General features: G+C 33.4%; 7 protein-coding genes and 2 tRNA genes. 4 read left to right on the top strand and 5 right to left on the bottom strand.

The genetic code is table 11. The features are described from left to right. Positions 1-46 precede the first annotated feature (46 nt). From ACWIB3_RS14045 to ACWIB3_RS14030, 4 genes are all read right to left on the bottom strand, one after another. Entirely contained in the window at positions 47-823 is a 777-nt protein-coding gene (locus ACWIB3_RS14045) for a hypothetical protein (protein WP_409150720.1), read from the bottom strand. Between the two features lie 27 nt (positions 824-850). Then, positions 851-3,889 carry an HD domain-containing protein gene (locus ACWIB3_RS14040; RefSeq protein ID WP_454291929.1) on the bottom strand — a complete coding sequence of 1,013 codons (3,039 nt, stop codon included), beginning with the start codon at positions 3,887-3,889 and terminating at the stop codon, positions 851-853. Between the two features lie 333 nt (positions 3,890-4,222). Beyond that, a tRNA-Phe gene (locus tag ACWIB3_RS14035) sits at positions 4,223-4,295 on the bottom strand. Positions 4,296-4,336: 41 nt separating this feature from the next. Then, positions 4,337-4,412, bottom strand: a tRNA-Phe gene (locus ACWIB3_RS14030). 187 nt (positions 4,413-4,599) lie between these two features. On the opposite strand from ACWIB3_RS14030, the gene mnmA reads away from it, so the two are divergent. From mnmA to ACWIB3_RS14010, 4 genes are all read left to right on the top strand, one after another. Beyond that, positions 4,600-5,700, top strand: a complete 1,101-nt coding sequence (gene mnmA / locus ACWIB3_RS14025) for a tRNA 2-thiouridine(34) synthase MnmA (RefSeq protein ID WP_185214228.1) — start codon at positions 4,600-4,602, stop codon at positions 5,698-5,700. Between the two features lie 918 nt (positions 5,701-6,618). Next, on the top strand, positions 6,619-9,891 hold the full coding sequence (locus tag ACWIB3_RS14020) for a SusC/RagA family TonB-linked outer membrane protein (protein WP_454291917.1): 3,273 nt from the start codon (positions 6,619-6,621) through the stop codon (positions 9,889-9,891). Between the two features lie 10 nt (positions 9,892-9,901). Then, positions 9,902-11,371, top strand: a complete 1,470-nt coding sequence (locus ACWIB3_RS14015) for a RagB/SusD family nutrient uptake outer membrane protein (RefSeq protein ID WP_454291916.1) — start codon at positions 9,902-9,904, stop codon at positions 11,369-11,371. Between the two features lie 17 nt (positions 11,372-11,388). Then, on the top strand, positions 11,389-14,079 hold the full coding sequence (locus ACWIB3_RS14010) for a M14 family metallopeptidase (RefSeq protein ID WP_454291915.1): 2,691 nt from the start codon (positions 11,389-11,391) through the stop codon (positions 14,077-14,079). Between the two features lie 190 nt (positions 14,080-14,269). Here ACWIB3_RS14010 and ACWIB3_RS14005 read toward each other — a convergent pair whose 3' ends face one another. Next, a complete protein-coding gene (locus ACWIB3_RS14005) occupies positions 14,270-14,602 on the bottom strand; it encodes a winged helix-turn-helix transcriptional regulator (RefSeq protein WP_313261282.1) in 333 nt (110 codons plus the stop codon). Between the last annotated feature and the right edge of the window lie 71 nt (positions 14,603-14,673).

Genomic DNA, 14,673 nt, shown 5'->3' with positions numbered 1-14,673 from the left:
GAGGCAATTGCGGATACTTTTTTTATACAGGTGAAATTATCATACTTTATTTTAAAGGCTTTAATTGTCTAAAATAATCTTCTAAAATGATAGATTTGGTCTTTTTGGTAATGTCGCTATTTAAAAAATTGTCATATTTATTTTTAAGCCATCCATATTTTACCTTTAAATCAGGTTGGTCGTATCTTCTGCCATTAACAATAATATTCCTTAATGATTTATAAAATTCAATTAATTCATACTCATCTTGTATTATTAAGTGAGCGTTAGAAATATAGTCTATATAAAATTTTCCATCCAAATCTTCTTTAATATATCCAGAAATTGAATTATCTTTTACTTTTGATGATTTTATTTTTGATGAATTTGAATAATCATAAATTCTTTTATCCATTATTACTCTTGGGTACATAGCTGCTTTTGATTCCGTTTCATATGCATCAATTAATGCAGGCCCAAATAATATTTTTTCAGAATGGATGAATTTCCCATATGAAATAGCTCCCCTACAAATAATGCCTCTCTTAATTAAATTAATAATTATTTCTAATATGATTCTAAATACTTTTGGAGCGTTATTTGGACTTTCTTCGAGAAAAGATATAACAATTGAATCAGAAAATTGAGTTACGTTAATATTATTTAAAATTGATTGATTTCCAGCAATTTCCCCCATTTTAGATAAAGTGTTGTGTAGATCAAGGATCTTTTCCTTTCTGTCTATAAAATTTCCTTTAGGCTCTTGCTTTTCAATAGTCTCTAAAACTATTTTCTTAAATCCTAAAATGTCTAAGAATAACACAATGCGCTGATCGTATTTCATTATCATGAATATTTTGTTTGTTTGAAATTAAAAATAACTTTGATATGGTCTAAAGTCTATATTACCTAATGGATCCTTAATATCTTCAAGCAAGAACATATTGCCTTCAATAGTAAATTTTGAAATATTTGTGTGGCAATTCAAATTGTTTAACTTTGCTATTTGTAATAACTTATTGATGTTAGTTTCTAAATCTTCAATAGATATTGCAATGTCATTTACTAACGGAAGAGTATTAATTAAATCCTCAAATTCATCTTCATTAATAATTTTATTGTTATTATAACCAAGATTAATTCTGTTCCATTCCCATAAAATTGTTATTAGAAATTTAGAAATATCATTATTTGTATTCATAATATTAAAACCGTAACCAATAATATTATCGTGATTTTCAAATGGTACAAATAGAGGAAGAACATCATAATTATGACTTAAGATTAGCCTAGCAATTTGAATTTTTTCAGGGATCCATTCATTAAAAAAATCTTCAATATTTAAATAATCTTCTTCATCTTTTCCTTTTTCAATTGCGCTTAGAAATAAATTGTTTTTGCGTGCGACAATGATTGGTACTTGATTAAATTCTAGGATGTTTAAACTTGTTAAACAAAAACAGCTTTCAAATAATAAGTTGACAAATAAAAATGAATTGTTTAGGGCAATAGGCATATTATCTCTAAATTGAGTATATAGGAAATAAGGAAAAACATTATAATTGTCAGATTTGCTGATTAAATCTATTACGCTGGGATTGGTATTGTAGTTTTTAAAAACATTATTAAAAATACTTGTTTTTATTTCTTCATTTGAAGATTCTGGAATAATTATTAATTCTTCAATTTCATCGAATCTCGTATAAATAAAATCACCATTCTTAATATAGGGAAATATTATTTCATTTAATGAATTAATTTGTTCTAATATTAAATTATAGGGTACTCCATAAAAGGTGATAATTCTACCGTAGTTAAGAAATTTTTCTTTTAACGAATCTGGCTGACTAAAAGATGTAATTATTTTAGCTATTAAAGGTTTAATGATGTATTTGTTAATGTATTTGCCATTAAAATCTATATTTTTTCTAGAAATATTGATATTGGTTTTATCCTTTATGTTAATTAAAATATTTGGTTTAAATGTAGTTTCAATTGATTGATAATTTAGAAAATCTTTTAGAAGAGAATATTTTCCGATTGGATAATAATGGTTATCAATGAATGTATAACCAAATTGGAAATCTTCAATAAGGATACCTTGGCAATATAATAAGTTTATTATCCCAATTTGATTGTAAGGATCTGTTTCATTGTTTTTTGGGTTGGAATTAAAACTAATCCTTGATCTTTCTGAAAAATCATTATAATTAATTATGGAAAAATTACTAAAATTATCAGTGTTTAGTGTTTGCAGATCGAAATTAGAATCTTTAGGGATAATAAAATTAAAATAAGCTTCAACAACTTTGTTTGATATTGCAAATGATTGTGTCGTAAAATATTTATTAAAAATAGTTTTTTGAAAAGGCTTAACAGTTTTCTCAATTGGATAATTGGATTTATCGCTCGAATCGAGTTTAAATCCCCCATTGAAGTATTCAGAGTTAAAATTTAATTTTATATTTTTTAAAAAATTGAAATATATTTTTATAAAATCTAAAATATATTTTTCTTTTAATGAATTTTCATCGTTTAAATATATTTTTATTGATGTTCCTGTGTTTTTTACGGATGCTGGTGATTTTTTTACTGTTAGAAATTTGTTGTAGTTATTAATAGTTAAACTAATTTTTTCAATATTTTTAGATTCTTTAATAAATGGATCTATTGTTGTTTCGATTTCTACTTTTTCAGCATTCATAAAACAACTTAAAACACCAATTCCAAACTGTGATATTTGTTTTATTTTAGAATCAATTATGATTTTTTCACTGCTATTAAAGTAGCTTTTGCCAATTTTTAAAAAATAATTCTCTATTACATATTCATCCATTCCTATGCCATTATCTTTAATAGTAATACATTGTTGAAGATTTTCTTGAGTTATATTTACTTCGATAGATGGTGTAAATGAATTTCCAAGGGTCTTGTAAATTGACAGTTTTAGATTTATTGCATCAATTGAATTTTGTATTAATTCTCTAATAAATATATATGGGTTTGAATCATAAATTGCACTTGTCAATATTTTTAAAACTTTTTCTCTATCAAAATTAAATTCATATTCAAGTGGCTCAAAACCATCTGTTTCAATCCTCCAATCAATTGAATGGAAATTAATTTTATGATTTGGCTTGTAGCCCCTCATTAATTTAATGCATTCATCTAATTGATTTTTTATGTATTTTTTTAGATCTATTAATGTTGTGTAAATTTCAGAAGAGTTTGTTTGACCTTGAATTCTTAATATTTTTTGATCATGTTCCTTGAATACACTAATAGAATTAATCGAGTTGTGTTTTTGCCATTCAATTTCTGATATTTTGTTTTTAGGATTAATAAATTTCCATAATGCAAATGGTGTTCTTTTATTGGAAATGTCAAGTAAATCAATGAGTCGAAGATAAATAGATAAACTTTTTGTGTCTACAGCTTGAAATAAAACAGAATCATTTGAGCTATATTTGGATAAGTCTTTAAAATCTAACCAATGACCAATGCATATTTTTGATATGGTTTTTCCAAGTAATTTATTTTTATTATTAAAATATTTTTCGATTCTTTTTCCACTTCTTTCTGCATGAGTTTTTCGAATGTAATCTGCCCAAATTTCTTGAGTTAACTCATTGTTAGTTATGTTATTATTATCTATGTGCTCTTGGATTTTTGAAAACTCATCATCAATAAATGCATAATCTGAATTTTTCACTTTTTTAAGGATTGAATCTTTTTCGTGATTAGATACTGCCATTCCCCAATCATGTCCGTATAAAGAAACTATCAAACAAAATAATTCAACTTCATTCATTTGATTTAGGCTTGATTCATCTATTACTAATATGGCCAAATCAAAGAGGTTTGCAATGTGATTTATCTCATCATGAGGAGTGTATTCTGGAAAATCTATATTAGTTTGAGATATTTCAATTGAAATATTATTTGAGATTTCTTCTAGGAAATTAATAAAGCTAAAATCTTTATTTTTTGAATTGTTGATTTTAGATTTTAGTAATTTGATTAATTCATGGTTTAGGACTTTTCAATCATATTTTTGAACTAAAATTTTTAAATTCTGTTTTTAATACAACTCCGAATTCAATCCAATCTTTTATAAAATATTTATATAGTTAAAGTATAAGAAATATCGAAAATTAATTTGAAATCAAGAGTAAAGATTGTTCTGTTTTTCAAATAATTGGTTATACAAAAAATCCTCAATTTTCATTGAGGATTTTTTCTGTGGTGCCAGCTGGATTCGAACCAGCGACACAAGGATTTTCAGTCCTTTGCTCTACCAACTGAGCTATGGCACCTTCAAGTTTTTGTTTTTACAATCTGTTACTTGTCAGATTTTTGGTGGTGCCAGCTGGATTCGAACCAGCGACACAAGGATTTTCAGTCCTTTGCTCTACCAACTGAGCTATGGCACCTTTTTTTTGACATGTCCGTTACCGAACTTGCGATGCAAATATACCGTCCTTTTTCGAATTCTAAAACTTTTGCCTTAAATATTTTCGTTGAAATATTCAAAGTCTTGATTTTGATTGAGATAAAATTACATCAAATAAACATTGGGAATGGGCAAATTACGGTATCTTTGCACTTCAATAAAATATTATGAGTAAAAAAGGAAGAGTTTTGGTAGCAATGAGCGGTGGGGTGGATAGCTCCGTGGCTGCAGTCATGCTACACGAACAAGGATATGAGGTCATCGGGATCACGATGAAAACATGGGATTATGCTAGTTCTGGCGGCTCTTCAAAGGAAACAGGATGTTGTAGTCTGGACAGTATCAATGACGCTAGGACATTGGCTGTAAACTATGGCTTCCCGCATTACATCCTTGATATTCGTTCAGAATTTGGAGATTATGTGATTGACAATTTTGTTGATGAATATATTGCCGGAAGAACTCCGAATCCATGTGTGCTGTGCAATACCCATATCAAATGGGAAGCACTGATGAAGCGTGCCGATAAATTGGACTGTGAATTTATTGCAACCGGTCACTATGCGAATATCCGCATGCATGACAACGGTAGATATGTGATCTCCAAGGGTAAGGACGAAAACAAAGACCAGTCGTATGTACTTTGGGGCGTTTCCCAGGAGAACTTGGCAAGGACGCAGTTTCCTTTGGGAAGTTTTACCAAAAAGGAAATCCGCCAGATGGCACTAGATATGGATCAAAAGGAATTGGCGAATAAATCGGAGAGCTATGAGATCTGTTTTGTCCCTGACAACGATTATCGCTCCTTCCTAAGACATAAACGCCCTAGCTTGGATCAAGAGATCGGACCGGGTAATTTTATCCTTTCTGACGGTACTGTAGTTGGTCAGCATATTGGGTATCCATATTTCACGATCGGACAGCGCAGAGGCTTGGGAATTGCCCTAGGAAAGCCAATGTTTGTGATCCAGATCTTACCAGAATCCAATTCGGTGGTATTGGGCGAGGAACATGAACTGGAAAGAAGCCAAGCATTTGTCAAGAACATCAATCTGGTGAAATACGCATCCCTTGATGAACCGATGGAAGCGATCACCAAGATCCGTTATAAGGATTCTGGTGCTATCTCGACCTTGACCCAACAAGGAGATATCATGAAGGTGGATTTCGTCCATAATGTAAAAGGGATTGCTCCAGGTCAGTCGGCCGTATTCTATGAAGGCGATGATTTGATCGGTGGTGGTTTCTTGATGAAAGAAGAGAGATAAAATAAGATCACTTTTGTAAAAAAGTGAATTAATAAAAATGCTAAAAGGCGATGTGTTTTCCACATCGCCTTTTGTTGTTTTTGGACCATTTTTGTTTAGATTAGGAGATGAGCTTAAGGTCGGGAATGCTTTTGGTCTCATTCGAGACATATTCGGAATTTTCGCAATATGCCTCGAATGAGAGTAAAAGGATAGTAAGCTGCCGTGGTCAAATTTTGATGGATTTTTGGAGTTTTTTTATTGAGAAGGGCTGGGGGATGAGGGGATGGTTTTTGTATTTGTTTTTGGAAAAGGAAAGGGGATGGGGGGTGATAACCGGATGGGATTTATTGAAAAATTTAGGGAATATAAATTTATTAAAGTTCAGTTAGGCTCTTCCATTTCTTTAATTACCGATATAGTATTTCTGAACACTTGACAATATAAATTTGAAGGAAATTAGTGAATTGCCAGATGTGAATGATATTAATTTCCTCTATTGATTCTGAAATTAGGCAGTATGAAAGTAATGGATTACTGTTTAAATAATATTATTTCTACCTAAAAGGAAAATGTATCGACAATTTTGCAATGGTTGCCAAAGAAATCTTTAGCAGAAAGGCTGTCTAATCCGAGATTAAAATATCGCTGTTTGATACGAATATAGGTTTTAATTAAATCTTTATAGTTGTTTTGGGAAGGGTCGGTTAAATTATTTTTCATGATTTTTTTGTTCCAATTATTAGACTTTGTTTAAGAATTGCATGACAAAAATTTTTGGAAAGTAATATTATATTTATGAAAACTTACAAGCCTAATATGTAAGTAAATTAATTATAACCAAAAAAAACTATTTATTATGAGTATTAAATCAGGATTTACCTAAAACTACCTAAACCACAAAATTCAAAAATAATTTACCAACCATTAACTTAATTTATGAAAAAACACCAAACAAAAGGGTGTAGTGGAGCCCTATTTTCAAAAATTATCCCAAAATCGAAAGTTTTTAAACTATTGTTTATTTTGGGGGCACTTTCAAGTCCTATTACCTTAATCTCTTTTAGCCCTATACAAATAAATGTCCAGAAGGACATAAAAATCACAGGAAAAATTGTTGATGAGACGAATTCTCCAGTGGAAGGCGCTTCTATCAAAGTGAAGGATGGAAAACAGACTGTTTCCTCAGATGGAGATGGAAATTTCTCTTTGACAGCTCCAGCATCAAGCACTTTGATTGTGAGTCATTTAACGTTTGACACTCAAGAAGTACAGGTAAATAATCGTACAAAAATAACCATCACTTTAAAATCCTCAGGGGAAAGTTTAGACGAAGTTGTGGTGATAGGTTATGGTACTATAAAACGAAGTGAAAATACTGGATCTATTACATCTGTTAAGGGAGCAAAAATTGCTGAAAAACCAACATTGAGTTTTGAAGGATCCTTAGGTGGCCAGGCTGCTGGAGTCAATATGACAGCAAGCAGTGGAATTGTCAATCAAGCTCCTGTATTCAGGATTCGTGGAACGAATTCTTTATCCTTAAGTTCTTATCCGTTGATTGTTGTTGATGGTATCCCTATGTATACAGAAGATGTGAGCGTGGGAGGAAATGCCTCTAACAATCCACTTTCTTCAATAAATCCTTCAGATATAGAAAGTATTGATATTGCGAAGGATGCGGCTGCAACAAGTATTTACGGTTCAAGAGCAGCAAATGGGGTTGTATTCATCACTACAAAGTCAGGAAAGAAAGGCAAGGCAAAAGTCAATTATGATGCATACTTAGGGCTTAATCAAGCATCTAGAATGGCAGAAGTATTAAATGCTGAGCAATATTTAGAAATAAAAAATGAAGGTCTTAGAAATGCTGGAACCTTTGATCCTGTGACTAATTATTATGATTATTCATTAGACAAAAATGGCAATAAGATTGATACCAGGTGGTATGATCATATTTTTAGAACAGGAACGATCAATAATCACGCAATTAATGTGAGTGGGGCAAATGATGCCACAAAATATTTTTTCTCTGCAGGTCTGACAAATCAAGGAGGTATCATTAGGGGTAATGACTATGAAAGGAAAAATATTGCCTACAACTTAGACCATAAGGTCAATAATTGGTTAAAAGTAGGTTCTAAACTTAATTACGCAAATAATAATACTAGGGCAATAATGTCCATGGGGACAGGGATCAACAGTGTTGCTTCCAATTCCAATCCCTATAGATTAGGGTTTATTTCAGCTCCAATTGTTTCTCCTTTCAATGCAGATGGAACCTATAATGTAATAGGCCCAAATATTGGGATCATGGATAACCAAGGACATTTGAAGTCTACTGCTAGAATGGGTTATACAAATCCAGTTCTTTCATTAGATAAAAACGATGATTATACAGGAAATCAATTTATCCAAGGAAATGTATCGGTTGACATCAACCCAGTTTCTTGGATTACCTTGCGTACAGTATATGCCTTGAACAATATGGAAAGTAAAACCTATCGTTACTTTTCCCCAGAAACTAATGAAGGAATTAGCAGGAACGGTCGTGCAGATGCAATTACAGCTAGTCGTGAAATGAGTATTTGGACAAATACTATGACGATTAATCCGAAAATATCTGATGACCAAAATATCGATATATTGTTAGGACATGAGGAACAGCGGTCAAAGAGGGATGGGTTTGGATTATCTAGAGCAAATCAATCAGACGGTTTATATAATAATGTCCAAGGAGGATTTACAGATTTAGCCCTGTCAAATACAGAGAATAACATCTCCAATAATTTTTTAGTATCGATGTTCTCCAGGGTACAATATAGTCTATTTGATAAATATTATTTTTCTGGGAACCTGAGAAGGGATAAATCCTCAGTCTTGGGAAAAAATAATAAAGGCGGTACTTTCTGGGGGATTAGTGGTGCATGGGATATATTTAAAGAGGAATTCTATAAAAACAGCAACATTTCAAGCGTAATTCAAAACCTGAAAGTTAAAGCAAGTTATGGAAAAGTTGGAAACTTAACTGGGATTGGAGACTATGCAAGTTTGTCTACCTATTCAGCCACTTTATATGGTCCAGAGGCAGGTCTCTATTTTTCTACGGCAGGAAATGAGGACCTAAAATGGGAAACGAGTAAGAAAGCAGATTTTGGGTTAAGTTTTACATTGTTGAATAAATTTAATTTTGATATTGCCTACTATAATAATATGATTGATGGATTGATCTTTGGCGTGCCGACTCCATCATCTGCAGGGATCCCGAACCCATCATCAGGGAAAAGAAATGAGATTTTGGCAAACGTTGGGGAAATGTATAATAGAGGGGTAGAGTTCACTTTTAATACTAGCCCGATAGCTAATTCAAATTTTACCTGGAATATTAATTTTAACCTTTCCCATAATACCAATAAGATTTTATCATTGACTGAAGGAATTAACTCCTTAGTGTCAGATGCAATTGGTGGTACCGCTGGTATGGCTTCCATTACTCAGGTAGGAAACCCTATTGGAATGATCTATGCCATTAGGACTGATGGAGTCGACCCTCAAACAGGTAGAAGGGTATTTATTGATGGAGAAAATAGAAGGGTTCTTTACCAACAAGTTCCTGAGAATGGTGGTTATCAGTGGGAATATGAAGACGGAAGTCTTGCTCGTGCAGTAAATATGGCTGAAGATGCCGTGCCTTACAAGGTTACACAGCCGAAATTCTTTGGAGGGTTGACTAATAATTTTGCATATAAAGGGATTGATTTGGATATGTTATGGACTTTCCAATATGGAGGGTACTTGTATAATGGTACCCAATCTCAATTAATGGATTATAGGTTTCAAAACAATAGTACATTGATTTTAAATAGATGGCAAAAGCCTGGAGATCTTACTGATGTTCCAAGAGTTCAAGATGGAGATATCACTTCTTGGGGATATTCAATTCCGATTACTGCAAACGTTTATAAATCAGATTTCGTTAGGTTGAAAAATTTAGCATTAGGGTATACATTACCTAATGGTATAACCAGCAAAGCAAAGATTGATAGAATTCGTGTTTATTCCAGTATCCAAAATGCATTGCTATTTACACCATATAATGGGTCAGATCCGGAAGTATCCAGTTCAGGAAATGCAACCACCACTCAAGGGTTTGATAAAAATGTAACCCCAAATGCTAGAACATTTACTTTTGGAATTCAAGCCACTTTTTAATCCGTAAAATATGAATAACAAATATTTATTAATAATCTTTTTATTTATGGTCGTTAGTTGCGATTATGAAAAAGAATTAAACCCAGTACCTTCCACTTTGATTTCTGAGGTTACTGCCTTTGAAAATGTTGAAAGGGTTCACAATCAAATAAACGGTCTGTATGCATCATTTAAAGAAAGTGGTTTATGGGGTTCTCAATATATTTACTTTTCAGAAGCGAGAGCTGGAAATTTTGTTTCAACCAATCTAAATCCGACTCGAGGAGGCTTATCATATCAAATGGGTGTTGACGCGAGTTCTAGTGATGTTGCTGTTATTTGGGCTCAAGGATATCAATTGATCAATGGATGTAATCTGTTCCTGGAAAGGATGGAATTAAATGGATCAGATCTATTGGATGCGAATCAGTATAATAATTATCTGGCGGAAGCAAGATTTCTTAGGGCTATTACTTATTATTATCTCTTGCAATTATATGCTCAACCGTTTATAAAAGACAATGGTGCAAGTCCAGGGCTACCTTTACGTACAGTTTCGAATACTAGCTTAAAAGATTATGACTTAAAAAGATCTTCCGTAAAAGAGGTATATGACTTTATCATTGATGAATTAAATTTTGCAGAAGATAATTTGCCTGAAAATTATTCTACAGCTTTTTTAAATACAACAAGAGCTCATAAAAACACTGTTATTGCAATGAAAACTAATGTTTTTATTGCAAAAGCTGATCATGAGTCTGTCATCATAGAAGCTAATAAATTGGTCCCTGTTTCGTCTCCTTTTGTAGCTGTCAATGGGGTGCCTAATCAATTAATGGATGATGTTGTATCTGTATTTGAAGCTCCCTATACTTCTTTAGAATCAATATTTTCGATGCCATTTACACCAAATGATGTGCCAGGTACGTCATTGGGCAACGCGTATTTACCTGATGGTGCAAATGCAGTTGGACTTGGGGCTGCAGGTACAGGTGATTACTATCTTTTAGAAACTGGAGTGATTGCTGACCCTAATTGGAAGTTAACAGATAGCAGGAGAAACTTTATTTTTAAGACCCCAAGTGGTGTAAATGCGGGAAGAAGCTGGTGCGTAAAATACAAAATGGGGACTCCATTTGCAGACTATGTTCCTGTTATTCGATACGCTCAGGTCATGCTCAATTTAGCAGAGGCTTTGGCGAATGAGAATGGAGTAGACGCCAGGTCAGTTATGTTGCTAAATGCTGTCCGCCAAAGATCTGATGCTTCAACCACTTTTAATCCGACGACTAAGGACCAATTGCTTTCACTCATCTTACAGGAAAGGAATATTGAATTCTTTGGAGAAGGAATGAGAAATATAGATCTAGTTAGGCAATTGAAGCCAATTCCAGCAAAAATACCTTCAGGAGGTAGCCCAGTTCCTGAAGTTAAGCCTACGGATCCCAACTATATCTGGCCATTGCCAACATCGGAAACTCTTTATAACCATGGTTTATGATTTTAAATAATATTAAAATGAAATTGGCAATCCTATTGATTGCTGTTTCAAATGCCTTAATGGCTCAACAAGTAACAAGTCCCGAGGAACACTTCGGTTTTAATATCGGAGATGATTATATGCTTGCTAATTACGTGCAGATGGAATCCTATTTTAAAAAGGTCGCTTCACAATCTGATCGTGTGCTGATTCAGGATGGAGGACAAACCGAAGAAGGTAGGCAACAGCATCTATTGATAATTTCTTCTCCCCAGAATTTAAAAGATGTGGAGAAATATAGATCTATTTCGCAGCGATTGGGAAGGGCCGAAAACCTAACTGAAGCTGAGGCTAAAAAGCTTTCTAAAGAAGGGAAACCTGTTGTATGGATTGATGGTGGTATGCATCCCAATGAGACTGTTGGTTCCCATCAATTAATTGAAACTTTCTATCAACTTGCAAATTCCAAAGATGAAGAGATATTGAACTTTTTGGATAAGGTTGTCATTTTGATGTGGCATGTAAATCCAGACGGCCAAGACTTATTGGCGGACTGGTACATGCAATACCCCGAAAAGAAAAAGCGAAATATGTCAATTCCAAGGCTTTATCATAAATATGTTGGTCATGACAACAACCGAGATTTCTATATGTTCAATATGAAGGAGGCAACTAATTTGGCAAAGGTGATGTATGTTGATTGGTTACCTCAGATTGTATATAACCATCATCAAACTTCACCTGATGGAACAATCGTAGCTGGTCCTCCATATCGAGATCCTTTTAATTACGTTTATGACCCTTTATTGGTGACAGGAATTGATGGGGTAGGTTTTGCTATGATAAATAGGTTAAATGAAGAAGGAAAGGGAGGCTATGTACGGATGGATCAATCCATGTTTTCCACTTGGTGGAATGGTGGACTTCGAACAGCTCCTTATTTCCGTAACATGATCGGAATTCTTACAGAAACAACAGGTAATCCGACTCCATCCGTTATACCTGTGGTGGCAGAAAGGTTAGTGCCTAGAAATGGACTCCCAAATCCGGTTCTCCCAGGAGAATGGCATTTCAAACAATCAATTGATTATTCTGTATCCATGAATTTTGCTGTATTGGACTATGCTTCTAGAAACGGAGACCAATTACTATATAATTTCTATAAAATGGGTAAAAACTCTATTGACAAAGGAAATAAGGACAGTTGGACCATGTCACCGAAATTTGCTGAACAGTTGGAGTCAGATTATGATGAAGCTATTCGTTCGGGGAAGGAAAAGAAACAAGATTTGACAAGTATCTATAGATCCAAAGTTATTCCTTATAAGTATTATGAATCAATTTATAAGGACTCTAAAAATAGAGATCCTAGGGCCTATATCATTCCATCAGATCAAGCAGATTTTGGTACCGCAACCAAGTTTGTCAATACATTGATCAAAGGAGGTCTGTATGTTGAAATTAGCAAGAATGGGTTTACACACAATGGTAGGAATTACCCAAAAAACACTATTGTTGTTAAAACTAACCAGGCTTTCCGTGCTCAGGTTCTGGATATGTTTGAACCACAGGATCATCCACACGATCTAGAATATCCTGGAGGTCCCCCAATCAAACCTTATGATGCCGCTGGTTGGACATTAGCCATGCAAATGGGAGTGAAATATGAACCTGTGTTTGAGGATATTTCAGCTGATCTTGAAAGAACTGAATATGGAAAACTGCTGAGCACACCTTCTGAGCCATTCCCTACCAGTAAGGTTGGGTATTTGATCAACGGAAAATCGAATGATGCATATATCGCTGTTAATCGGTTGATTAAAGGAAATGTTAAGGTATTCAGAGATGTGAATTCTACTGATTTCTTTGTGGACAGCAAAGGAAAGGCAATTCTGGAGGAAGCTAATAGAACATTTGGAATAAAGGTCAAGAGTACTGATAAAAAACCAAGTGAATTGTTGCCAGTAAATTCAATGAAGATTGGTTTATTTGATATCTATGGAGGCTCTATGCCATCAGGTTGGGTTCGTTGGTTAATGGAACAATATGAATTTGATTATGAACTGTTCTATCCACAAGATGTAAACAATAATAATGTTTCGAAATTTGATGTATTGTTGTTTATTGGTCAAGGTATTCCATCGAGTATAGAAACTGGAGCTGGGTACAGAAGCAGAGATCCTCAAAAAGATTTGGTTCCTCAGGAGTTCCAACATTGGTTAGGTTCATTAAATAAAGAAACATCGATTAATAATTTGAAAAGCTATGTTGAAAATGGAGGTAGGATTTTAACCGTTGGGCAATCTAGTGGGTGGGTTTATGACTTAGGATTGAATATTACAAATCCATTGCTAGAAGCGAATAAAGAAGGCGTCCTTAAACCAATACCAAGTTCAAAATATTTTATTCCTACAAGTATTTTGGCAGCAGAACTTAATCCATCCTTGGTAGAGAATTTTGGACTGGAAAAAGATGCTAAGATTATTTTCAACAATAGTCCTGTTTTCAAATTTCAACCAAGTAGCACCTTGTACTCATTGGGTAAGATAACTTCTGAAAAACCATTGTTAAGTGGTTGGGCACATGGCCAAGAATATCTTAAAGATACAAATATTGGACTGGTAGCTCTTTTAGGTAAGGGCAAGGTCATAGCGATCGGTCCTGAAATAACAAACAGGGGACAATCTCATAGTACATTTAAGCTGTTGTTCAATCAGTTGATGAAATAAATAAAATAGATAAAACCAAAACCCAAATTGGATGTAGCTTAATTGCTATTTTTGACTTGGGTTTTGGTTTGCTTTTGTTTGTGGAAATCACCTATTCTTTGGATACGCTATTAATTCGGTCAAAAAAGGTTAAGATAAAAGGGATGATTTTATTTCGAAAAGTTTATCTGTTTTTCTGACCTTAATTATTCTATTTCAAATTTTCCAATCCAAAAGTAGCCAGTTTATCCACGATGGGTAATGTTTTTAAGCCCAAATCGGTAAGGCTGTATTCCACTTTTGGGGGTATTTCGGGATATGATTTTTTGGAAACTAATTTGTTTGCTACCAAGGAGTTTAGTTCTTGAATCAGCATTTTTTCGCTGATTTTGGGAATGCAGCGTTTGAGCTCGCCGTAACGGATTACCCTTTCGTTTATTTGAAACAGTATCAATAAGGTCCATTTACCACCCAATAATTCCAAAGATTTCCGTACAGGGCAGTTTTCGTCGGACTGCTTAATTATTTTTTTATTTTCTTCCATTTGATAACCAGTGTTTCTAACAAATAGGTAAGTACTGTACCATTAGGTAGGTACTTGTACAAAGGTAAGTA

It is taken from the genome of Sphingobacterium sp. NPDC055431, from assembly GCF_053644255.1.
Note: the sequence above shows the minus strand (reverse complement) of the source record. Positions and strands in the feature narration are given on the sequence as shown.